This window comes from Rhizobium sp. 05L419, from assembly GCF_056397845.1.
Genome location: NZ_JBFTOF010000001.1, coordinates 1 through 22,868 on the forward strand (window position 1 = coordinate 1; position 22,868 = coordinate 22,868).

Genomic DNA, 22,868 nt, shown 5'->3' on the forward strand with positions numbered 1-22,868 from the left:
GTGGAGAAGCTAACCCAAGTGCATCATGCCTACTTTGCAGGATAGGGGATCACCTGTCTTCGTGCAAATGCGCCATAAACACCTCGGTCGGCGTCCTGTATCCGAGGCATTTGCGCGGTTGATTGTTGATATGGCGCGTGAGGTGGAGAAGGTCGCGTTGCGAAACGACTGCTAGATCTGTGGTGCCAGGCAGGTAGCGGCGGATGCGCTTGTTGGTGTTTTCCACGGCTCCCTTTTGCCACGGTGCACTCGGGTCGCAGAACCAGCTACGGGCGCCGATCCCTTCTTCCAAAGCCCTGAATCCGGCAAACTCGGTACCGCGATCAAATGTGAAGCTTTGACGCGCGAAGGCCGGTAAAGGCGAAAACGCTCTGATGATCTTGTCCATGATCGGGCGCGAGTGTCGGCTCGGATTCTTGATGAGAACGGTATAGCGGCTCTTGCGCTCCACGAGAGTGGTGACATTGGCATGGCCGAGTGGGCGTTCGAAGATGAGGAGGTCGCCCTCCCAATGCCCAAACCGCGATCTATCTCCAATAAAATCAGGACGTTCTGATATGCGGTGCGTGGCTGGAAACGCACCGTCGCGCGGCTTTCTGGAGCGCAGTGGACGACGTTTGCGGCGCGCTTCGGGCAGATAGTGATAGAGGCCTAACTCATACTCTTCCTTGCTGTAGATGAAACGATAGATTGTCTCTTTGCAGACACGAACAAGACTCAGCCCCTCCGAAAGCAGGCGTCCGGCAATCTGTTCTGGAGACCAGCGAGCCTCCAACTGGTTGATGATCTCTGTGCGCAAAGTCGGGTGACGCCGCAGCTTTCTCAGCCGGCATCGCCGCTCCTTGGAGATATCGTGAGCAACCGTGCTGTAGTAACCGTCGTAGTCCGGCAGTTCACGGTCGTGAAACGTATTGCGCTTGATCTCGCGGTAAATGGTCGAGCGATGACGGCCAAGCTGACGTGCCATCTCGTTGACCGGAACCTTTGCCGCCACCAGGTGATGCAGGCGTCGGCGATCGGCGAGGGTTATCTGCGTATAGCATCGAGACATGCCAAAATCTCCAAAGTGAAGCCATTGAAATTACTGGCATGTCGCACTTGGAAATAGAATGTACCGTCGCCAGCATCGGTGTGCTCCCTTTGCCTCGGCAGTGTTTCCGATTGTTGAGTTCCGCTATGAATTGACCCGTTTTCTGCTTGGTATTGACCGGTCTCCGCTTGAGCGTCGGCGTCGGCGTCGGCGTGTAAACCTCATGTCCTGCTTCGCGAAGCAAGCGCGTGACCCGAGCATAGACCCAGCCACCCTGGAACGCGCCCCATGCACCAAAATGAGCCATCGGTGTATTGTAAGCGATGCATGGACCCATCTGGTGTCAAGTTGTTTCCTGCAAGCCACCCCGTAGACTTCTGTAAAGGCCCTGATAGCCTATTGTCGCTGGCGCGCGACGCTGCCAACTCCCATTCAGGAATAGCTAGGGTCCACCTGCCCCGTTTCGACACGCCATCGACTTCCGAACCCCTTACTTCCTTGAATCTCGCGCACGAAGCAACTCTGTTTGTGAGTTACCAGCGCAGACTGAGTTTGCCGACAACGCTTCCCAATAGCCCGCTGAGCAGAATGCCAAGAGTGTACCAGATCGCGATAAAAGGGATGCCGTTTTCGACGCAGGCCAATGAGTATACCCACCCACCGATCGCGCCCGCGCACGTACCGGCGACGAAACCGGCAAGCCCCGGATTGATGGGGGCCGCGCGGCGCAAAAACCACATGTTGGCAAGGAATGCCGGAAGACCGAATGCAAATATCAGGAACGGGCAAAAAAGCGCCGAATATCCGAAAATCAAACCTGGATAAGATGACGCCGGCGATAGGGCGAGCTGGACAATCGCCAGCAATGCAATGACAGCGAACGCTGCCGCCGAAACGCGGATCATATCGCCGATTAGACGGTCTGGTCGAGCAATGCGATCAAGTGCAATGATCGTCGCGCCCATCAGCCCCGCCGAATATAAAAACTTGACCCAAAAGGCAGCCACTGTCACGTGGTGCAGGTGCGGGCGAAGGGCGAGCGATACGAATAGAGCAACAGCCGCACCGATCACACCGACAACTATGGCGGAGGCAAGCCGCACTCGCAGCGCATGACGGCCTACGGGGGTAAGGTCACTGACCAGGGTGTCTATGAGATCATCAATCTTCGTCATTGGCAAAACCCAGCTTGCGTCCGATCGCGCGCATCCCTCGGTGAATACTGACTCGAACCATTACTTCCGACTGCCCCGTATCGATCGCTGCTTCAGCGGTCGTCTTTCCGGCGATCTTTACCTGTCGCAGGAGCTCCCGCTGTTTGGCGGGCAACTGATCGAGGAGCCGATCGACATCGAGATGAGCAAACAGCGCTTCCTCTCGAAATTCGGCTGCAACCTCGTCCTGTAATGCAACTTCGACACCGTTCTTCCTATCGCTTGCTCTGAAGTGGTCGATCAGCTTGTATTTCGCGATTTTGAAGAACCACGCGGTAAACGGCCTTTCCCGATCATAAGTAATCCGCCGGCTATGAACCGCCAAAAGCACCTCCTGCACCAGATCCTCGGCGTCCCGCTGGGCGTTAGACCCAAGCCTCCTCCGGAAAAATGTTAAAAGGAGATCCCGAAGAATAGAGAGCAAACGCCTATATGCAGCCTCATCGCCGTCAAGCGATAGAAGCATCAAACCTCTCAGGACCTGTTCCGATACCGATTTAGTCATTCACGGGCCATCATTCGTTGCCTGAGGCGACTTGTTACACACTAGGCTCGCTTTATTATCGCCTCTATCGTGATCACATCAGCGTGATCGCTGCAACACAATCGAACGAGCCCCGAATGAGGGAACGGAATTGAAGATCAAGCTGCTGTCGTCGATCAGACGCCATTGCAGGCTGGTCGGCTTCTCCAAAGCGATCGCTCCTACGCACCGTGCTCTGATGGCCGGGCCGGGATCACATTCCAAACGATGAAAGATATGGAGAGCAGAATGTCGCTATCAACAATGAAGATCATCGGCGTGGCGCTTGCCCTTGGCACACTGACCGCAGTATCTGCGCACGCTGCCGACAAGGCCCGTGTTCGTGGCGTTGTGGAAAGCCTCAACGGAGATACGCTGGTGGTCAAGTCGCGCGAAGGCAAGGACGTCACGATCATGTTGAAGTCCGGTTGGGCCGTCAACGGCATCGTCAATGCCGCCGTCACAGACATCAAGCCTGGCGATTTCGTTGGCATCGCCTCGATGCCCACAGAGAGCGGCGTCAACGGCGCACTTGAAGTGCTTATCTTCCCGGCCGCCATGAAAGGCACCGGCGAGGGCGACTATGGCTGGGATCTGAAGCCGAAGAGCTCCATGACCAATGCGACGGTTGCCAGCGCTGTGACGTCGGTCAACGGTCCGACCCTGACACTCACCTACAAGGGTGGCGAGAAGAAGATTTCGATCCCGCCGGGCACGCCAGTCGTAACCTTTGCCAAAGCAACCAAGGACGATATCAAACCGGGCGCCGGCGTCATCATCAACGGCATGACGACGGGCGACAACATGGTCGAATCCGACCGCGTTGTGGTCGGCATCAACGGCGTCGTTCCGCCGATGTGATCTGCTCCAAAGGCGATCACATTGCCCGGCCGCAAACAGCGGTCGGGCAATCTGCGTGAAAGACAATCGCGCCGATCGATTTCAATCGAACGAGCCGCGTCCAGGCGGCGTTATCGGGGTTAACGAACATGGCCAGTATAGAGCAGATAGGCACCGCGCCGCCGCCGCCGCGCCCGGCAAAAATCTTCATCCGGCGGCATTCGATCCTGACCCGTGTCAGCCACTGGATCAACGTCCTCTGTCTGACCTTGCTGCTGATGAGCGGCATGCAGATTTTCAACGCCGATCCGCAACTGCATTGGGGTAACTACGGCGCCGTCGAAGATCCGTCCTGGTTCGAGATTGCAAGCGACCAGGACGGCGACAATATTGTCGGCCGACTGCGCATAGGCAACCTGTCGATCACGACGACCGGCATTCTCGGCGCCTCCATGGTTGACGGCGAAATGACGCCCCGCGCGTTTCCTGCCTGGGCGACCATTCCGAGCCTTCAGGATCTAGCCACCGGCCGTCGCTGGCACTTTTTCTTTGCCTGGCTCTTCGTCATAAACGGTCTTCTTTATGTACTCTACGGCCTGATCGGCGGCCATTTCCGCCGCGATTTGGTACCGACGGCAACAGATATTGCGCCGCGCAACATCTGGCACGAGATCAAGGACCATGCCCGCTTGCGTTTTCCGAAAGGCGAGAATGCACGGCGCTACAACGCACTGCAGAAGCTGACCTATCTCATTGTCATTTTCATCCTGTTGCCGCTGATGATTGGCTCGGGGCTGACAATGTCGCCAGCGATGGATGCCGGCTATCCTTTCCTACTCGACATCTTCGGCGGCCGCCAATCGGCCCGCGGCATTCATTTCATCACCGCCTGGAGCCTGGTGCTGTTCGTCATTGTCCATGTGGCAATGGTTGTCCTCTCCGGCCTCTGGAACAACATGCGTTCGATGGTGACCGGACGCTACGCCATCGCCAACGAGGAGACAAAGCGATGAGCACAATTTTTACCCGCCGCCGCCTTCTTATAGGCTCCGCAGCCGGCCTTGGTGCCATCGGCCTAACGGGCTGCGATGACGTCGTGCAGAACCAGCACGTCCAGCAGGTTCTGGCCATGGCCGAGCGTCTGACCATGGGCACCCAGCGATTGATCGTCTCGCCGCAGGCGCTTGCTCCAGAGTACAAGGAGACCGATATCTCACCGAGCTTCCACCCGAACGGCTCGACCCAACCGGGTAGCGCCGAATACGTCCAAATGGCGCAGACGAACTTTGTCGACTGGCGGCTCAAGATCGACGGCTTGGTCAACAAGCCGATGGAATTCTCGCTGGCGGACTTGAAGAAGCTGCCCTCCCGCACGCAGATCACGCGCCACGATTGCGTCGAAGGCTGGAGCGCCATCGGCAAGTGGCAGGGCGTACCGCTTGGGCTGGTCCTGCAGAGTGCTGGCTTGAAATCAGGTGCGCGTTACGCCGTCTTCTACTGTGCCGACGAACTCGAGCAGACGCTCGACGGAAGCGGCCGCTATTATGAGAGTATCGACCTGATCGATGCCTTCCACCCGCAATCGATCCTTGCCTATTCGCTGAACGGCAGGGATCTGGAAGTCGAACACGGCGCACCTTTGCGCCTGCGCGTTGAGCGCCATCTCGGCTATAAGCATGCCAAATATGTCATGCGCATCGAGATACGCGACCAGTTCAACGACCTCTGGGGCGGTAATGGCGGCTTCTGGGAGGACCGTGGCTATGAATGGTATGCCGGTATCTGACGCCAACATGCACTCAAAAGCGCATTGGTCTCCACTTGAAGCGCGAAGCATGGATTCATAGGTTTTGCTGGCAACTTCAAGGGGACCAAAAGCCGCGCCAGCCATTTCGATCGGGAGTGCCAACCGCGGCGTGCCAATCGGGTCAAAGCTGGCTCAGAAAACAGTCTATCGCCGCCTGTGCGCATTCGCTGTCCTGGGTAGGCGTGCCCGAACTGATGCCGATGGCGCCGACCACCTGTCCGTCCACGATGACGGGGATGCCGCCTGCTACGACGAGCAGGCGCCCGCCGATGGCCGAATTGATCCCGTAGGCCGGTTTGCCTGGTTGACTTGCCTCGCCATAGCTTTCGGTGGTGCGCTTGGCTCCGGCCGCCGTATAGGCCTTGTCCTGTGCGATGACGGTGCTCGTGATCTTGCCGCCGTCCATGCGTTCGAAGGCGATCAACTGTGCGGATTCATCGGTCACGGCGATGCACATCGCAACGCCGATTTCCTCCGCCTTCGCGCGCGCGCCGGCAATCAGCACGCGGGCGTCTTCCAGGCTCAGTCTCTTGATTGTCAGCATGACTTTGATGTCCCGATATCAGAAGTTGACAAAACGCCGGGCTAGCTCTGCGGCGGCATTTCCGCAAGAAACGCAAGAGCTGCCGCGCCCACGAGGCCCGAGTTTTGACCGAGCGCCGCCCGGGTGACTTGGACGTCGTTGAAAGCCGGCATGGCCCATCGCGCAATATAGTCCTGAATGCCCGGGTAAAGCCGGTCGAATTCGTGCGAAAGCCCTCCCCCCATGACGACGATATCCGGGCTGAAGATATGGATGAGGCTCGTGAACCCCCGGCCAAGTATCTCCGTTTCCTCGTCGATCAACTGGTTGGCCAGGCGGTCGCCGAGTCTTGCAGCCGCAAAAACGCCGCGGCTGTCGATCGGGGCCTCATCGCGACCGAGGGCGGTATCCCGGCATTCTAAGGCTCTTGTGCGGGCCCGCAGCGCGAAAGCCGTTCCTGACCCATAGGCCTCAAAGCATCCCCTGTTGCCGCAGGGGCAAGCCTCTCCGTTCGGAACGATCGACATATGGCCGATGTGACCCGCCATGCCCTTGCGACCGCGAAGCACCCGACCGTCCGTGATGATGCCGCCGCCGATGCCGGTGCTGACCGTCACATAGATCAGGTTATCGTGCCCCTTGCCGGCACCGAACTGCCACTCTCCGATCGCCGCGGCAATGCCGTCGTTTTCCAGGCTGACTGGATAGTCAAAGCGCTTCTGCAATTCCGCTTTCAGCGGAAAGCCGGCAAAACCCGCAAGGGTCGGCACATCGCTTGCGATCCCCGCGATCGTATCGACCGGTCCAGGCGTCGAGACCCCGACGCCCACCACCGACAAGGGTGCGCAGTCCGCCAAAACTCGCTTGGCCAGATCGAAAATTTGACTGAGAACGCGCTCGGGGCCGGCCGACGCATCGGTTCGATCCTCGGCCTGGGCAAAGACGGAGCCCTGTTCGCCGACAAGGGCCGCGCGAACCTGCGTCCCTCCCAAATCAATACCGATGGCCACCTGCTGCATCCCGCGACCTGCCGGTTAGAGGGAGTGCAACCACGCCATGCGCTCTTTGAGCGACGGCGCGTTGAAGGCGAGCGATCCGAGCACGACTGTTTCGGCTCCGGACTGGTGTAGCAGCGGCACGGTGTGCTCGCGAATACCGCCATCAGCGGCCAGCACGATCCGCTGGCTCGCGTCGCAATCGGCGATAATCCGCCGTGCCTGCTGCAAGCGCTCACCAGCCTTTTCATCCAGGCCCTGGCCCTTTACACCGATCGCCGTGCCGAGCAACGTCACAAAATCCAGACGTGCGGCATATTTCCGAATGTGCTCGACTGGCGTTTCGACCCGGAGGACCATGCCGGCGGCGATGCCGCGACGCTCGATCAGGTCGAGGGCCGCGTCGGCAACGCTTTCGTTTTCGACATGCAGGCTGATCAGGTCGCTGCCGGCATCGGCGAACTGCTCGATTTGGGATAGGAGGATGTTGTCGGCGACCATCAGGTGGACATGGATCGGGCGGGCGGAAATCTTTCGGACGCCGGCGACGAGATCGGGGAAGAACAGTATGGCCGGCGCGAAGTGCCCATCGGCAACATCGACATGCAGGACGTCCACGAAGGGTTCGACACGGGCGAGATCATCCGCTAGGTGCACGAGATCGGCCGACCAGACGGAGAATTCCGCAATCAGGCGATCTTTCGGAAGATCGGCGATCCATGTCTTGGAGTGGGCGGTCATTGTCTCAAAACTCCTTCAGAAATGTGCCCATGGCATGCCGGAAGTCGGCGACATATTGCGCTCGGCTTTCGACCTTCGGTGTGATCTGGACAAAGCGCGCCGCCGGGATTATCCCGACCAGGGTGCGCGCATGGGCGATCGGGTGAACGCTGTCCTTTCCGTGGCCGATGACGAGGGTGGGAACGGAGATCCGGGACACCTCCTCGTCAGTCACTCCAGGCCCGTCGTTCGAAATAGCAACCAGCAATTCAGCGGTTACATCATGAGGGATGCGGTCGAAAAAGCCGTCGAGCGAGGAAAGATTATCGGGTGCCTCGGCTGCGAGGTGCTGCCCCGTCGGACTTGACAGGAAAATACGCTTTGCCTCTTCAGGCGCCCACGTCTTGAGGAGGTGGCCCACCTCCGCATTGGGCGCCATGTTCGCGGGCGACGATCGCGTCAGCCAGGCAGGCCTTGCAAGGATCAGAGCCTTGACGAGATCCGGTCGCTTGACGGCAAGGCGCAGCGCGATCGCAGCCCCCATGGAAATCCCGCCTATGGCAACCGGTGCCGTCAGGGCGCTTTCGATATAGGAGGCAATGTCGTCCGCGAAGGTGGCGATCGACAGCTTCGCCGCCTTGCCGGCTTGCGAGCTGCCATGGCCGCGTGCTTCCACCGTGATGCGGCAAAAGCCGGGCTCCACGGGAAAGACTTCCCCGGTCTGGCCGGCATCTCCGCACAAGCCGTGCTGGAATACCACGGGCATCCCGTCGCCGGCCGAATCGACGTTCAGTACGGTTCCATCGCGGGTTTCGAAGGGCCGGGCCTGCCTCATCGCCCTGCCCCGCCCAGTGCTTCCGCAAGTTGGCGCATGAGAAATTCGGCCACACCAGGTGCCTCTGAGGCCTCCAAGCCATGAGTGATCAGACTGCCACTGAATCCAATCTCCTTCAGCCTGCCGATATAATGGGCATAGTCCAGAACGCCCTTGCCGGCTGTCGCGAACGTGCCGTCAGGATTGCGGTCCTTGGCATGCGCCATGACAATCCGGTCGGCCAGGAGGTCTATTGCAGCCGAAACGATCTCGCGCTGCTTTTCGCGTGTAGCCACCTCGAAGAGATTGGCCGGATCAAGCACGATCCGGATGCGAGGGCTTTGCAGATCGGCAATCAGCCGATGGGCCTTCTCGGCCGAGTTGACGACATTGGCGAGTTCGGGTTCGATACCGAGATCGACATTGTGACGATCGGCGATCTCGACGGCGATGGTCATGGCCTCCAGCAAATCCTGCCAGGCTTCCGGCGTGTCGTTCTCCGGATGGGCCTTCCACTGGTCGGCAGGATCGCGCGTCCCGGTACACAGCGTGATCAGGCTTGTTGACATGGCAGCGCAATGTTCGGCAAGGGCTGCCAGCCTGCGATGGCCCGCCTGCCTTGTGGCCAGATCTGGGTGGATCATGTTGTAGGTACCAGAAACGGCTGCGATTGCCACACCAGTCTTCACGGCGGCATCGGCGACCGAGCGCGCCTCGGCTAGAGCGATCGTGTCCGGCATGGATGGCAGGCCGGAGCATGCCATGTTGTACTGGGCGCAGGCGAAGCCGGATTCAGCAACGGAGTGGAGGACTGTCTCGGCGGTCGCCCCCTCGAAGGTCTTGGCGAAGATCCCGAGCTTCATCACACGCCACCCGTCACGTCTGCGAGCGCGACAGGCTTTTCGCTCTCGACGGAGCGGGCGATCGCGACCATCGCCTGGACGGAGGCGAGACCGTCGTCGATATCAGCGCCTTCCATGGGGGTGCCGTCGAGAATGGTGCGGGCAAAGCCTTCCAACTGACGGCGATAGAAATGCCCGTCGGCCCCGAGCAAGCGGTGGGTCGCGCCGTCGGTCTCCCTGAAAATATCGACTTCGCTGCTCTTGAAGTACCAGGGATTGAAGGTCTTGCCGACAATGCTGCCGTTCTCTCCATAAATCTGGAAGCCTTCGTGCCAGTCCATCCGCACCTGCACCGTCAGATCCAGATGGCCGAGCGTGCCGCTGGCAAACGCCACATCGACAAACCAGCACCAGATGCCTGCACGCTCCGACAAGCGGGCATCGACCGATACGATATCGCCCGCGAAATAGCGGGCTGTATCGATCAGATGGCAGCCGTGTGCCAGCATGTAGTAGCGGCGCAGATCGGCCTTGGGATTGATCGAGGGTTTCTTGGCACTCGCGCTCGCGACGATCAGCGGCTGGACCGCATCTGTCATCGGATAGCGATGTGTGCTGTCACAATACCAGGCTTTCAGCGCGATCAGCGCACCCATCTCATCGCGAATGAAGGATTTTGCCGCCTGGAGACCAGCATCGAACCGCTTCATGTGTCCGACCTGAAATGCTTTTCCCGATTTCTCGACAGCGGCCTTCAGGTCACGACATTCCTCGACCGTCAGGCCGACCGGCTTTTCACACAGGACGTGTTTGCCAGCGTCGAGTGCCCGGATGGAGGCCGGCACGTGAAAGGCATCGGATGTCGCTATGATTACCGCGTCGATTTCCGGATCGGCCAGCATCTTGTCGTAGTCGTTGTAGGTCCTTTCGGCGCCATGGGTGATCGCCATTCGCTCGCGCAGATCGTCGGCTACGTCGCAGATCGCATAGAGATCGGCATTGGCAGCCTTGGTGCAGCTTTCGAAGTGGGCAGACTGGGCGATCTGGCCCGCTCCCAACACCCCTACGCGAAGACGTTTTTCTTGCTTTGCTGGCATCGGTAAACTCTCGGCCTCGTTGTTACTTTGCACCGGTGCCGGCGCAGAAAGCGTTTGTTCGGTATAGTCACCTGCTGCGGGGCAAGGCCGTCACAGCACCAAGTGCGTCTGGGGGTTGAAGAAGTGCAGCTTCGCCGGGTCGATTGCCAGATCGATCTGCCGACCTGTCTGGACCGTGCTGGCGGCCTCGAATTTCGCGACGGCATTAGCGGCACCGCTCAGGTCTTCCACGGCATCGGGATCACCGGAATCGACGCGAACCGCATCGATGCTCAAATGCACGATCAGTTCGGACCCAAGTTCCTCTATGGTCTTCACGATGGCCGGGATTGACGGAAATGCCGCGCCGGAGTGCAAGCGGCTGTCATACAGGTCTTCGGGCCGGACGCCGAAAACGACCGTCCTTCCCTCGAAGTCGGAAAGGCCGGGCGCGCGCTCGAAGGCGCGGGCCGGCAGTGGAATCGAGAAGGTCGGCAGATGGATGCTGCCATTCTGCAGGCGTCCCTCGAACAGGTTCATCGATGGGGAACCGATGAAGCCGGCGACGAACGCGTTCACCGGCCGGTTGTAGAGCGCCCTGGGCGTATCCACTTGCTGAAGCACCCCGCCCTTGAGCACAGCCACCCGATCGCCCATCGTCAGCGCTTCGGTCTGGTCATGGGTGACGTAGATCGTCGTCACCCCGAGCTGCCGCTGAAGGCTCGCAATTTCCGCCCGCATTTGCACGCGCAGCTTCGCGTCGAGATTCGACAGCGGCTCGTCCATCAGGAAGGCGGCCGGTTCACGTACCATTGCCCGTCCCATCGCTACGCGCTGGCGCTGGCCACCGGATAGTTGGGCAGGTTTGTTGCCGAGCAGGGTTTCAAGCTGCAGGATCTTTGCGATCTCATGGACACGCTTTGTGCGCTCGGCCTTGTTCTTGCCGGCAAGCTTCATCGAAAATGCGATGTTGTCGAACACTGTCATGTGTGGATAGAGCGCGTAATTCTGAAAGACCATGGCGATATCCCGGTCCTTTGGCGGAAGATCGACGACATCCTGCCCGCCGATGCTCAACGTGCCGCTGGTAATCTCCTCCAGCCCGGCAATCATGCGCAGTGCTGTCGATTTCCCGCAACCGGACGGCCCGACCAGGATCAGGAATTCGCCATCGTGTATCGTCAGGCTCAACTCCTTTATCGCATGGTAATTGTTCCCATAGGTCTTGCAGATTTTATCCAGAACAACCACGGCCACGACAATTTCCTCCCGTCATCCCGAAACACCAACGAGCGACCCTCTTCACCGCTCCCGGCTCATCGACAAAAGGCTCAGGAATGCTGCACAAAGTCAATACAAAAACATCCTTTGTCGGCGCCATGTCTGGAGACATCAGCATTAACATATTGATTTATAATTCTTTTTTTCAGATTGATAATTTATATGTATGATAGTTTATTTTTTAACGCGCGTAATTTTAGTCGGCCGATTCGGGAGCGAGTGGACGCTTCGGGCGAAGACCAGCCGTGAGATAGAAAAACGCCAATTGCCGCGGACAGATACCCACCCCCCGCTGCCATGAGACCATCTCTCTTGCAAATTCACCCGGCGAGCGGGATAGGAACCGGAGCGCCGTCGCCTGCCATCCAGGTGAGGCATGTCCTGTCGTCGGGCAGACCCATGCGTCCGCCCCGCGCCGTGACGGCGATTGCCGCGGCGGCGGTTGCATAGGCTACGCAATCGAGCGGGGCCTTTCCCTTGGCCAGCGCCAGACAATAGGCACCGTGAAAGCAGTCTCCGGCACCGGTCGTATCGACCGCACGCACCTTGTAGGCGGGAACATGCCACCGTATGTTGTCGTTCCTCTGGCGAAGATGGGAGCCGCGATCGCCGTTGGTAAGCACGACGGCGGAGCGTTCTGCTGACCAGAGCTTATCGAGGATCGCAAAAGGCTCGGTTTCGCCGGTATAGGCCTGGCCGAAGGCAAGCGGCAGCACGAGGTGATCGGCAAGACCCATGATCCTATCGGTGGCTGGCCCGACCGTCCACTCGACATCCGCGACGATAGACAGGCCCATGTTCCGCGCCCGTTCGACGACCGCTTCGGAATGTGTGGAATAGCCATCGATAAGCAGGACCGGCGCCTGCGCCAGCACGTCATCGGGCAGAGCAAGGGACGTGCCGTGCAGGACGTCGTCGTCATAAGCGATAAAGCGGTCTCCGTCCGGGTCGACCGTGATGACGGATCGGATCGGCATGGAATTGGACGCGCGTGGGGCCAGAGACGTGTCCACCCCATCGCGCTCGAGCTGTATGCCGCCCACATCGTTCGCAGGCTGATCACTCAGCCAGCCGATAAACGCGGCATGCCCACCGAGGCGGGCAATCGCCACCAGTGCAGTCGCCACGTTTCCGCCGTGATTCGTAGCGCGCTTCGTAACCCTTCCTTTGCCGGACGACAGCACCCGATCGACATAGATGATGTCGTCGATTGCCAAGGCGCCGAAGCCCAGAACGTGGAAAGGCTTGGACATCGCTCAGGCGCCAGCCGCGGCCAGGGCTTCTGCCGGAGCCATGCCATCATGGATGACCAGTTTGAAGGCGCGTGCGGCCTTGGTGGTATCGCCATGACCCCAAAGGTTGCGGCCGACGACCGCACCCTTGGCGCCTGCGCGAAGGGCGTCCGAAGTCTGGGTGAGCGCTCCAAGCAAAGTGTCAGTCTTCGGTCCGCCCGCGATAACGACCGGGACAGGGCAGGTTGCTACCGTCTCGCGGAATGAATCGAAATCGCCGGTATAGCCGACCTTGATCACATCCACGCCCGTCTCGTACCCGATACGCACGGCATAGGCGATTTCATCCGGCGTAAAGACGATCTTGCCGCCATCGGAAAAGTCGCGCGGATAGACATGGGCAACGACGGGCATTTCGAAACGAGCCGCAGCATTCACCGTATCGGTCAGCCATCGGATGTATTCGCCTTCCGTGCTGCCGCGGACCGGAATTGCGACCGCAAGCGCATCCGCGCCGTAGCGTACCGCATCTTCCGGCGTTGCAATGAGCTGGCGGATGCGGTCGTCGGCCGTAAAGCAGCCGGCCTGGATGACCAGTGCAGCCTTGCCGGCATATTCCGGCCACAGATGGCGGGCCGCACCCGGCTGGATGCTGACATAGTCCGGTCCACCGGCCATCACGCGGCGCAACGCCCCCGGCAGGTCCGCAAGGCCGCCTTCACGCACATTGCCATATCCGACGAAATGATCGACCGCGCCTCCGAACAGATTTCCGGAGGGATTGGAGAACAGGCGCGAGAGACGAATTTTGGTTCCGAGACCCATGGCAAAAATTCCTTCATTGTTTGTTGACGCTTACGCTAGCTAGACCCTAACTCGAAAGCAAAACAACATTCAATATTTCGATTTCTTTCATTTTGCGCTTAGCATGTGATTTTTCATATGCTACATCAGCTATTATGTTGGAATACGTCGTTCCATGGATGGAATGGCTTTCGAAATTCGAAATTTTGTCACTGTACGAGAGGCGTTCGGGTTCACACATGCTTGCAGAGCAGCGACGGCACCAGATTTTGCTCGAACTCCAACGGGTCGGCCAGGCGCGCACGCGCCAACTCGCCGAGTTCTTCGAGGTCTCGGAGGTCACCATCCGCTCGGACCTCGAGATCATGGATGCCAAGAAGCAGTTGATCAAAACACATGGCGGAGCGATCGCCATTCCTGCGGATTCCCCGGCCGCGGCCTTCGAAGAACGCATGCAACGCAATTTCGATGCCAAGCGGCGGATCGCTCAAATGGCTGCCCGACAAATTATCGACAACCAGTCCATCGTCTTTGACAGCGGCTCGACGCTGCTGCAGGTCGCCATGCAAATGCCGCCAGTCAACAATGTCGTGGTGGCGACCACGGCAATGAACATCGCACAGCACCTCATGTATCGTCCGGGCCTCGACGTGCATATGATCGGCGGGCGCGTTTTTCCCAGTACGGTCAGTACGATCATCTCGGATTCCGACAAAGTCCTCGGCGGGCTGGTTGCCCATCAGGCCTTTGTTAGCGCCCATGCGATCGATCCGGCGTTTGACGTTGTGGACGTCTCGGAAGACATCGCCCGGACGAAGCGCAATCTCGTGCGCATGGCGCGCCGTGTCGTTCTCGTGGCGGATTCCAGCAAGTGGGACACCGGCGCATCCTCCAAGGCTTTCTCCCTGTCGCGCGTCGATCTGATCATCACCGACAGCAACATGCCGCACAGCATCAGAAGCCGTTTGGATAAGCTGGGCGTTGAAGTTCGATATGCCTGACCGGTGCCCCTTGCAAAGAGGCTTGGCAAGGGGCCGCCCACATTGGCGGATCGCACCGGCCGTCAGAGCCCCAACCGGCGCAAAGTCTCGTAGTTTGTGCGGACGGCCAGTGCAGGATCGCTACCGGCCTGCTCGGACTCCTCCTCGACCACTATCCAGCCGTTAAACTTCGGAGCCTGACGAACCGCCGCAATGACGGCCGGCACGTCACATGCCCCCTCGCCCAGCATTGTCCAGGTCCCGCTTGCATCGACATCCTTCAGGTGGACATAGCGGATACGATCCCGGAAGGCCGCGAGCGTATCGTCCATCGTCTGGCCGCCCCGCAGGATATGGCCGGTATCCGGCACCCAGCCAACCATCGGCTCGAGCAGGGCGAAAAGGTCGTCATAGTCGGCCCGCGTCAAAAGCAATGTGTTGTGATGCGACGAGGGATGAACCGCGACGGTGACGCCAGCAGTCCGCCCAATCTCCATAGAGCGATTGTAGCATTCGGCCGCTACGGCGAACTTGTCGGCACGCGGTCCGGCCGAAACGACGGTTGCTGACCCCATCGAGACGAGCGCACCGGGGAAATTCGCCGCAAAATCCACCCAGCGCCGCGTCGCCTCCAGGTCTGCCGCAACCTTGTCTTGCACCGTGAAACCGCTATCCGAGCCGAAGGCAAAGGATACCAGTGTCAGGCCCGCGTCCTTTAAGGTGCGGGCGAAGGCGTCGGGTCTGGTGGCGTATCGGCCAATCATCGTGTCGGTGATTTCGATGCCTGAATATCCGCCCTCGGCGATGGCACGTACCAAGTCATCGGGTCCGCCTGCCCAGCGCTCCCCCAACATCTCCCAGGTGAATGTCTGGCAGCCGATCTGCAATTCTGTGCTCTTCATAACGGTGGTCCTGACCTGTGCGTTGATCGTCGCGCCGAGGCGAAAGACGGCAGTTTCGCTTGCATCGTTACACTGGCGCGGCGCGGCCTCGCCCATAAGAAAGGCATCAACCGAAAGGCACGACAAAGTCCGATGTATCGAAATTTCAAAGGGGATCGACACGCCTCCAAGTGCCTTGTCATTACGTAAGATTAAATGTTACCGTGCGTCAACATAATTTCTTCTTTGCGTTCAAACGTGCGCATATTCAGCAGTCCATCGCTCATCTTCAATTCGGCAGGATCAGGCATTCAAATGACTCAGAAAAATGACACGGTACTGAGAATTGGGGTAGTGGGGTGCGGCAATATCTCGATGGCCTACATGCGCAACGCACCGCTCTTCCGCGGCGTTGCGATCACCGCCTGCGCCGACCTCGATATCGCAGCCGCGCAACGCCGGGCCGCGGAATTCGGACTTCGTGCCACCGATGTCGATACTCTCCTTTCCGATAAGGAAATCGATCTCGTTTTGAACCTGACGATCCCTGCCGCGCATTTCGACGTATCGATGCAAGCCCTTTCCGCGGGCAAACACGTCTTCACCGAGAAGCCACTGGGCGTCACCGCTGCCGAAGGGCACAAGCTGGTCGATGCCGCCGCGGCCGGGGGCCTCTCGCTCGGATCGGCTCCGGATACATTTCTCGGCGCGGCCGGCCGGCATGCACGACGACAGATGGAGGCGGGCACCATCGGCAAGCCGGTCACCGGGACCGCGTTCATGATGGGACGTGGCATGGAACACTGGCATCCGGACCCCAGCTTCTACTACCAGCCGGGCGCCGGCCCAGTGATGGACATGGGACCTTATTACCTGACCACGATGGTTAACCTGCTGGGCCCTGTGCGTCGCGTGCAGGCCGTGGCGACCAGTGGACAGGAAGAGCGGCTCATCATGGCGGATGGACCGAAGAAGGGGACGACGTTCAAGGTCGGCACGCCAACCAGCGTCCTGTCCATCCTTGAATTCCACAACGGCGCGAGCATCACTTTCGGCGCCTCCTGGGATGTGTTTCGCCACTCCAATCACCCCATTGAACTGCACGGCACCGAAGGATCGCTTCGCCTTCCGGACCCGGACAATTTCGGCGGTGTCGTCGGCGTCTCGCATCGCGGTGCGCCGTGGCAGGAAACGGATACCGCAGGCGATCTCTTCGGTGCGATCAACTGGCCGGTCGCAGCCCCGGATCGTGCCAACTACCGGATGCTCGGCCTGGCCGATCTCGCCCGCTCGATCATCGAAGCGCGGCGGCCGAGGGCCTCCGGCGAGCTTGCGCTGCATGTACTCGAAATCATGGAGGCGGTTCTGCGTGCCGGTGAAACGGGCGTCGCGCAGACCATTGCGGGTACGGTCGCGCAACCGAAGGAACTGCGCGAAGACGAAGCGGCGAGCCTGCTTGCATGAGTGGGCTGGACGAATCCGCCAAACGTGCCCTTGCATGGCCGGGCGATCCGGAAAAGCCTGTCGAAGATTGCGCACCGCAAGAGGCAAGGCGGCAGTATCTGAACGGTTTCGTCAGGATGCAAAAGCCGCTTGTTGAGGTTGACGAGGTGCTGGAGAGCCGGATCGGCGACATGCGGCTTAAGATTTGGCGCGGCCGGGGAGCCCCACGCCACCAGGCGCCGGCACTGCTCTACCTTCACGGGGGCGGCTGGGTGATCGGTGCGCCGGAAACACACGAAGATATCTGCCGCATCCTTGCGAATTCGGTCGGGGCCGTCGTCGTCTCGCCCGATTACCGGCTGGCACCGGAGCATCCCTTTCCCGCTGCGGCTAAGGATTGCGCTGCCACACTCGTCTGGATGAACGAACAGGCGGGCGCTCTGGGCATTGATCCGAAGCGTATTCTCGTTGCGGGCGACAGCGCGGGTGGAAATCTTGCAGCCGTTCTGGCCCTTATGGCGCGGGACGCCGAGGTGCCGGCCGTTGTCGGGCAGATCTTGATCTATCCGGTGACCGACCAAAGCCAGGCATCTGACAGCTACCTGCGATATGCAACGGATTTCGGGCTGACGGCGGCAGGGATGCGATGGTTCCGGGACCACTACGTGTCGACCGGCGCGAATCTGGCCGACTGGCGCGCCTCACCGCTGTGTGCGCCATCGCTGAGCGGCGTTGCACCTGCCTTCATCGTCCTCGCCGGGCACGATGTGCTTTTCGATGAAGGTCTTGCCTATGCCGAGCGCCTCAAGGCAGAGGCACGCGCCACTTTTCGCATCTGGCCCGGACAGATCCATGGCTTCCTTTCCATGGGGCACGCCATACCGGAAGCGCAGGAGGCTCTGGACGCGATCGCGCAAGCGTGGCGTTCGATGGATCTCGCGCTGGGTTGATGACACAGGCCGCGGTCTCACGCATGTCAAGCAGAATCACGCATCACAAGGGTTGCCTCGAGAATGATCCTGTTTGCTGCGACTTTTCGGTCGGCTGCGTCGTCTTCCATGCCTGCCAGCAGGATTTCAACAGCCTTGGCTGCGATCTCCGGCGCATTCTGGGCCATTGTCGTCAATGAAGGGCAGGTATAGCGGCTAAGCGGATGGTCGTCATGACCGGCGATCCGCACATCACAGGTTTCGGACCGGCCGATCTTCAGCCCGGAAGCAAAGGCCGCAGCCATGGCGCCGAAGGCGAAGCGGTCGTTTGCGCACAGAAGTGTCTTGCCCGGCAGACCACCCCTTGAGAGAATTCGCTGCATTTGCTCGTAGCCCAGCCGCTCGAACTCCCACGACGGTGCCGCGTCGCAATCGATCACAAGCGGCGAATGCCCTTCGCGGATCATCGTCGCACGATAGCTTTCCGTGCGTTCGTCGGTATTTGCCAGCATGTGAGGAACGTCGAGGAAGATCGGCGGTTCGCCCGACCGGCAGAGGTACTGGACAATTGCGGCTATGCTCTGCGCGTTGTCATTGCCGACAAAGGGAAGGTCGAACGTGGCAGGGCTGTCGAAGCATACGACAGGGATCGCATCGGTCAGCCTTTCAAGAGCCGAACGGCGCGAACCGGGCCCAAGAGGCGCGACGATCGCGCCTGCAACCTTGAGGGACATCAGCGTTCGAACCGCCTCCTCCTCAAGTTCGGGTCGCGTATGCGATGAAAGCTGCACGGGCCAGAAGCCCTTGGCGCGCAATTCCAGTTCGATCAGGGATACGACTTGCACGTAGAACGGATCCGACATGCTCGGCACCAGAATGCCGATATTCTTGGTGCGTTTGCGGTTGAGATGGCGGGCGAAAAGGTTGGGCTCGAAGTTCGACTTCTTCAGTGCTGCCTCTATGCGCTTGCGAGTCACTTCCTTGACCTGTGTGGGGTCGTCGAAATATTTTGAAAGCGTCGGGCGCGAGACGCCGCAGGCTCCCGCGAAGTCGTCCATGGATTTATAAGTCTTCTTGGCCATTCAAGTTCCTAATGCCCCCACAGAACGCCGCGCCAATGGCTGAATTCTATTTTATGCGTTTGCGAGACATCGGCTGACACGCAAAATTTCGCAAGAGATAATTCGAGCCGTTTTTGCCCCGCAAAGGATCGCGCATATTTGCAATTGCCCTGATCCCCTGCCCTCTGAACTAAGCCGGTTCTTTGCCACTCACACGGCAGAAGTGCAAATCTCCCTGTCTCCGTCGACCGCCATTCATGTAGCCATCTGCTGCGACAGAAACTGGAATTCAATTTGCCCTTTCATTTGTTTACGAAAGTAAAGAAAAAATGCTCCACAAGCAACACAAATGATGCAGAAAAATTCTCGCGCGCAAATTTTTTTTGTGAAAGAAAATCAGTTACTTATTTTATAAAACAAGGCAAAAATAGCCTGTACCGCAGCTGGCCTCCGAATTTCGCCGTTGACATACGAAGCCTCCAGGAACCTACTCCACCACGATCTGGGAGGATCGATCAACGCATAGTCTACTGGGAGGCAGACATGAATTTCAAAAAACTTGGCAATACGATGCGGGCAGCCGTTGCGGCCTGGGCACTTTGCGCAACCGCGGCATACGCCGATACCACCATCGAATTCATCCAATGGTGGGAGCCGGAAATGCCGGCAGGCGCCCTGCGTGGCATCATGGACGATTTTGAAGCGAAAAATCCCGGCATAAAAGTCACACTCGTCAGCGGGCCCTATGCCACGACGCGTGACCAGATTGTCGTCGGCGCTGCTTCCGGTACGCTGAGCGACGTGGTCGGCCTCGACGGCGCGTGGGTCAATGGTCTGTCCAAGCAAGGCGCCATCGCATCGCTCGACGAACTGATGGACAACGCCAAGTATGACAGGAGCCAGATAACCGACATCGTGAAAGTGGACGGCAAGAGCGTGATGTTCCCGCTTGCCTCCTTCGTTTACCCGGTCTTCGTGAACTTGGATCTCGCCAAAGCTGCCGGTGTCAAGGCGATGCCGTCTACGCGCGGCGAATTCGCCGAAGCCGCCAAGAAGATGACCGACGCCGCCAAGAACCAGTATGGCTGGGTTTTGCCGCTGTCGCTGCAGTCGCCGAGCGGCATCCAGAATGACGTGATGTCCTGGGTCTGGGCGTCGGGCGCTTCGATGATGAAAGACGGCAAGCCTGATCTCGAAAACGAAGCCGTTGTCGGCACGCTCGAGTATATCCAGTCACTGAACAAGGCGGGCGTGATTTCGCCCGGCATCTTCGCGAAGAAGGAGCAGGACAAGGTCGAGGAATTCGTCAACGGCCGCGTCGGCATGATGGTCGATTCGCTCGCCCACGTGAACCTCATCCGCGAGCGCAATCCGAACCTGAAGTTCGGCATTTCCGCCCTGCCGGCGACCGATGGCTATACGGGCAAGCGCGGCATGCCCTATGCGTCCTGGGGTATCGGCGTCAGCGAAGGCAGCCAGCACAAGGAAGAAGCCTGGAAGCTGGTTGAATTCCTGATGAGCGCTGACGTGAACGGTCGCCTCGTCTCGATCGCAAACGCCTTCCCAGGCAACGTCAACGCGAAGCCCGACTTCGTCGCGTCGGATCCGATTTTCGCGGAAGCCTTCAAGATCTTCCAGAGCGGTTACCCGGCCAACGAGTTTGTCGGGCTGCCGGTTGCCGAAGAATTGATGCGCGACATGAATGTCGAAGTGCAGAAGATGTTCGACGGCGGCCAGGCAGCCAAAGAAGCGGCAGCCAACACGCAGAAGGCCTGGTTAGGCAAGTTCTAAGTATCGATGCGTTCACGGGCACCGGCTGCACCTAAATGTGCTGCCGGTGCCATTCGCAGTCTTCGGCAGATTGGAAAGTCACAGCCCATGAACCGTTCCGCTCCGGCTATGGTCCTCGCCCCGTCCAAAGCGGGCAAGTTCCGCTACAGTAAATTGCGCAAGCTGGTGCCTTATCTCTATGTGTCGCCAGCGGCCTTGCTTCTCACGCTGCTGATGCTTTTTCCGATGTTGATGGTGCTCCGCTATTCTCTGATGGATGGCGCCATCATGAAGAAGGACGCCGCTTTCGCGGGGCTCCGGAATTACATCACCCTCTTCCAGGAGCCGGTTTTCTGGCAGTCGATCGGCCAGACGCTCTACTTCACCGTGATGAGCGTGGTCTTCCACTTCATCATCGGTCTCGCTTTCGCGCTGCTTTTGAACACCAATCGCGTCGATCCCCTTGTCCGCAGCGTCTTGCGCGTCCTCTTCATCCTGCCATGGCTTTTCACGGCGGTTATCATCGCCATCATCTGGCGGTTGCTGCTCGATCCGAACGGGGTCGTCAACAGCGTGCTGATGGCGCTCCATATCATAGACTTCAAGGTGGAGTGGTTTTCCTCGACGAGCACGGCAATCCATGCCCTCACATTCGCAAATATCTGGGCCGGGTACCCGCTCTACATGGTCAGCCTTCTCGCGGGCCTGCAGGGTATTCCAAAAGAACTCTACGAGGCCGCCGGCATTGACGGCGCCAACGAAGTCGAGAAATTCTGGTACATCACCATTCCGCAACTGATGCCGATCATCATCAGCATAGCGCTTCTCGATTTCATCTGGACGATGCAGGTCTTCCCGCTCGTGTGGATGACGACCGGCGGCGGTCCGATCTACTCGACGGAAATGCTCTCTACCTTCACCTACAAGCTCGCCTTTTCCCGCTATGAATTCTCGCTGGCCTCCGCGAGCGCAATCGTCATTCTCATCATGTCGATGAGCGTCACCTATTTCTATATCAAGCACCAGCAGCGCAGGTAACCGATCATGGCAAAGCGTTCCCTAAAACACTCCCTCCTGCCAAGCCTTTTGACTTATGTCGGGCTTGCCGTCGGACTGGTGTTTGCGACTTTCCCGATTGTCTGGATGTTCTTCAGTTCCTTGAAATCGAACAAAGAGATCTTCGCCCTGCCGCCAAGGCTCCTGCCTGACAATTTCACGATCTCGGCCTATCTGACGATCTTCAACGATCCAGTAAAAGTACGTTTCTTCCTCAACAGCTATTTCGTTGCCGGCATCGTGACGTTCCTGACGCTTATCATAGCGATCCTGACTGCCTATGGGTTCAGCCGTTATCAGTTTCGCTTCAAGAACACACTGAACATCTTCATCATCAGCACCCAGACCGTCCCGCCCATCACACTTCTCATTCCCTATTTCGGCATGGTCGTAGCCCTCCGGATCTTCGATACTTATCTGGCGCTCATTCTGACCTACATGGTCTTTACCCTGCCCTACGCCGTTCTTTTGATGACGGGCTATCTCAATACGCTTCCAAGGGAACTCGATGAAGCCGTTCTTGTTGATGGCGGCTCGAGTTGGACGGCACTGTGGCGGGTGATCGTCCCCGTCTCAATACCCGGCATCGTCGCGACGGCGGTCTACACTTTCTTGCTCGCCTGGAACGAGTTTCTTTTCGCGCTGACGCTGACCAAGTCGATGGATCTGCGCACAGTACCCATCGGCATTCAGCTTCTTATGGGGCAGCATGCCTTCGAATGGAACGAGATGATGGCAATGAGCGTGCTCGGATCGCTTCCGCTGCTGGTGCTCTATTTAGTCGCCCAACGCTATTTTCTGGCCGGCATGACTGCGGGTTCGGTGAAAAGCTGAGGCCGACTGCCGGCGAGGACAACACGGCTCGTCCGGCTCACTTGTCAAAGTCAACCGCGTCAGCATCGTCATGCTGGAGTCTATCGAAAAGGGAGCCACCTGCGCACACCTTTCGACATCCACGCCACTCAGCACGGTGACGTCCACGCGATGCGCGATCATGTTCGAGCGCTCGCTGACAGCCGTCCGGAGATCAGGGCGTCGGTGCGCGGC

At 59.1% G+C, this 22,868-nt stretch carries 23 protein-coding genes; 9 read left to right on the plus strand and 14 right to left on the minus strand.

All coding sequences use genetic code 11. The features are described 5' to 3' along the window. Window positions 1–49 precede the first annotated feature (49 nt). The 3 genes from AC1DMK_RS00005 to AC1DMK_RS00015 all read right to left on the minus strand — a co-directional run bounded on the left by AC1DMK_RS00005 (window position 50) and on the right by AC1DMK_RS00015 (window position 2,749). Window positions 50–1,051 (minus strand): IS30 family transposase, encoded by a 1,002-nt coding sequence (locus AC1DMK_RS00005; RefSeq protein WP_477856447.1) that lies wholly within the window; start codon window positions 1,049–1,051, stop codon window positions 50–52. 512 nt (window positions 1,052–1,563) lie between these two features. Next, on the minus strand, window positions 1,564–2,205 hold the full coding sequence (locus AC1DMK_RS00010; RefSeq protein WP_477856449.1) for an NrsF family protein: 642 nt from the start codon (window positions 2,203–2,205) through the stop codon (window positions 1,564–1,566). Then, entirely contained in the window at window positions 2,192–2,749 is a 558-nt protein-coding gene (locus tag AC1DMK_RS00015) for a sigma-70 family RNA polymerase sigma factor (RefSeq protein WP_477856451.1), read from the minus strand. Before AC1DMK_RS00015 ends, AC1DMK_RS00010 begins: the two co-directional genes overlap by 14 nt. A gap of 267 nt (window positions 2,750–3,016) precedes the next feature. Here AC1DMK_RS00015 and AC1DMK_RS00020 point away from each other — a divergent pair, with 267 nt between their 5' ends. From AC1DMK_RS00020 to AC1DMK_RS00030, 3 genes are all read left to right on the plus strand, one after another. Continuing rightward, window positions 3,017–3,628, plus strand: coding sequence for a hypothetical protein (locus AC1DMK_RS00020; protein ID WP_477856452.1), 612 nt, complete (start codon window positions 3,017–3,019; stop codon window positions 3,626–3,628). A 128-nt stretch (window positions 3,629–3,756) separates the two neighbouring features. Continuing rightward, window positions 3,757–4,620, plus strand: a complete 864-nt coding sequence (locus AC1DMK_RS00025) for a cytochrome b/b6 domain-containing protein (RefSeq protein ID WP_477856454.1) — start codon at window positions 3,757–3,759, stop codon at window positions 4,618–4,620. After that, entirely contained in the window at window positions 4,617–5,393 is a 777-nt protein-coding gene (locus AC1DMK_RS00030) for a molybdopterin-dependent oxidoreductase (RefSeq protein WP_037061748.1), read from the plus strand. Before AC1DMK_RS00025 ends, AC1DMK_RS00030 begins: the two co-directional genes overlap by 4 nt. A gap of 142 nt (window positions 5,394–5,535) precedes the next feature. On the opposite strand, the gene AC1DMK_RS00035 is transcribed toward AC1DMK_RS00030, so the two are convergent. From AC1DMK_RS00035 to AC1DMK_RS00075, 9 genes are all read right to left on the minus strand, one after another. Beyond that, entirely contained in the window at window positions 5,536–5,958 is a 423-nt protein-coding gene (locus tag AC1DMK_RS00035; RefSeq protein WP_037061747.1) for a heme-binding protein, read from the minus strand. Window positions 5,959–5,999: 41 nt separating this feature from the next. Then, a complete protein-coding gene (locus AC1DMK_RS00040) occupies window positions 6,000–6,956 on the minus strand; it encodes an ROK family protein (protein WP_477856457.1) in 957 nt (318 codons plus the stop codon). A gap of 15 nt (window positions 6,957–6,971) precedes the next feature. After that, a complete protein-coding gene (locus AC1DMK_RS00045; protein ID WP_477856458.1) occupies window positions 6,972–7,673 on the minus strand; it encodes a ribulose-phosphate 3-epimerase in 702 nt (233 codons plus the stop codon). Between the two features lie 4 nt (window positions 7,674–7,677). Then, complete coding sequence (locus AC1DMK_RS00050; protein WP_477856459.1) at window positions 7,678–8,487, minus strand: alpha/beta fold hydrolase; 810 nt, start codon at window positions 8,485–8,487, stop codon at window positions 7,678–7,680. Then, window positions 8,484–9,329, minus strand: a complete 846-nt coding sequence (locus tag AC1DMK_RS00055) for a sugar phosphate isomerase/epimerase family protein (RefSeq protein ID WP_477856461.1) — start codon at window positions 9,327–9,329, stop codon at window positions 8,484–8,486. The genes AC1DMK_RS00050 and AC1DMK_RS00055 overlap by 4 nt, the downstream gene beginning before the upstream one ends. After that, the gene (locus AC1DMK_RS00060; RefSeq protein WP_477856462.1) at window positions 9,329–10,405 is read right to left on the minus strand and encodes a Gfo/Idh/MocA family protein; all 1,077 of its coding nucleotides are present in this window, start codon (window positions 10,403–10,405) and stop codon (window positions 9,329–9,331) included. Before AC1DMK_RS00060 ends, AC1DMK_RS00055 begins: the two co-directional genes overlap by 1 nt. Before the next feature lie 90 nt (window positions 10,406–10,495). Continuing rightward, window positions 10,496–11,641, minus strand: a complete 1,146-nt coding sequence (locus AC1DMK_RS00065; protein WP_037061742.1) for a sn-glycerol-3-phosphate ABC transporter ATP-binding protein UgpC — start codon at window positions 11,639–11,641, stop codon at window positions 10,496–10,498. Window positions 11,642–11,985: 344 nt separating this feature from the next. After that, window positions 11,986–12,918 carry a PfkB family carbohydrate kinase gene (locus AC1DMK_RS00070; RefSeq protein ID WP_477856464.1) on the minus strand — a complete coding sequence of 311 codons (933 nt, stop codon included), beginning with the start codon at window positions 12,916–12,918 and terminating at the stop codon, window positions 11,986–11,988. 3 nt (window positions 12,919–12,921) lie between these two features. Then, a complete protein-coding gene (locus AC1DMK_RS00075) occupies window positions 12,922–13,722 on the minus strand; it encodes a class I fructose-bisphosphate aldolase (protein ID WP_037061740.1) in 801 nt (266 codons plus the stop codon). 218 nt (window positions 13,723–13,940) lie between these two features. Between AC1DMK_RS00075 and AC1DMK_RS00080 the strand changes: the two genes are divergently transcribed. Then, complete coding sequence (locus tag AC1DMK_RS00080; protein ID WP_037061791.1) at window positions 13,941–14,702, plus strand: DeoR/GlpR family DNA-binding transcription regulator; 762 nt, start codon at window positions 13,941–13,943, stop codon at window positions 14,700–14,702. 62 nt (window positions 14,703–14,764) lie between these two features. Here AC1DMK_RS00080 and AC1DMK_RS00085 read toward each other — a convergent pair whose 3' ends face one another. Next, window positions 14,765–15,583 carry a sugar phosphate isomerase/epimerase family protein gene (locus AC1DMK_RS00085; protein ID WP_037061789.1) on the minus strand — a complete coding sequence of 273 codons (819 nt, stop codon included), beginning with the start codon at window positions 15,581–15,583 and terminating at the stop codon, window positions 14,765–14,767. A gap of 294 nt (window positions 15,584–15,877) precedes the next feature. Between AC1DMK_RS00085 and AC1DMK_RS00090 the strand changes: the two genes are divergently transcribed. Both AC1DMK_RS00090 and AC1DMK_RS00095 read left to right on the plus strand, forming a co-directional pair. Beyond that, window positions 15,878–17,026: a Gfo/Idh/MocA family protein gene (locus AC1DMK_RS00090; protein WP_477856467.1), complete on the plus strand. Its 1,149-nt coding sequence runs from the start codon at window positions 15,878–15,880 to the stop codon at window positions 17,024–17,026. Further along, complete coding sequence (locus tag AC1DMK_RS00095; RefSeq protein ID WP_477856469.1) at window positions 17,023–17,955, plus strand: alpha/beta hydrolase; 933 nt, start codon at window positions 17,023–17,025, stop codon at window positions 17,953–17,955. The genes AC1DMK_RS00090 and AC1DMK_RS00095 overlap by 4 nt, the downstream gene beginning before the upstream one ends. Before the next feature lie 26 nt (window positions 17,956–17,981). Here AC1DMK_RS00095 and AC1DMK_RS00100 read toward each other — a convergent pair whose 3' ends face one another. After that, the gene (locus AC1DMK_RS00100) at window positions 17,982–19,016 is read right to left on the minus strand and encodes a LacI family DNA-binding transcriptional regulator (RefSeq protein WP_037061737.1); all 1,035 of its coding nucleotides are present in this window, start codon (window positions 19,014–19,016) and stop codon (window positions 17,982–17,984) included. 522 nt (window positions 19,017–19,538) lie between these two features. Here AC1DMK_RS00100 and AC1DMK_RS00105 point away from each other — a divergent pair. The 3 genes from AC1DMK_RS00105 (at window position 19,539) to AC1DMK_RS00115 (ending at window position 22,655) form a co-directional block, all read left to right on the plus strand. Next, window positions 19,539–20,786: an ABC transporter substrate-binding protein gene (locus tag AC1DMK_RS00105; RefSeq protein WP_477856471.1), complete on the plus strand. Its 1,248-nt coding sequence runs from the start codon at window positions 19,539–19,541 to the stop codon at window positions 20,784–20,786. An 87-nt stretch (window positions 20,787–20,873) separates the two neighbouring features. After that, window positions 20,874–21,803 carry a carbohydrate ABC transporter permease gene (locus AC1DMK_RS00110; protein ID WP_037061735.1) on the plus strand — a complete coding sequence of 310 codons (930 nt, stop codon included), beginning with the start codon at window positions 20,874–20,876 and terminating at the stop codon, window positions 21,801–21,803. A gap of 6 nt (window positions 21,804–21,809) precedes the next feature. Then, a complete protein-coding gene (locus AC1DMK_RS00115; protein ID WP_037061734.1) occupies window positions 21,810–22,655 on the plus strand; it encodes a carbohydrate ABC transporter permease in 846 nt (281 codons plus the stop codon). Window positions 22,656–22,868: the final 213 nt, after the last annotated feature.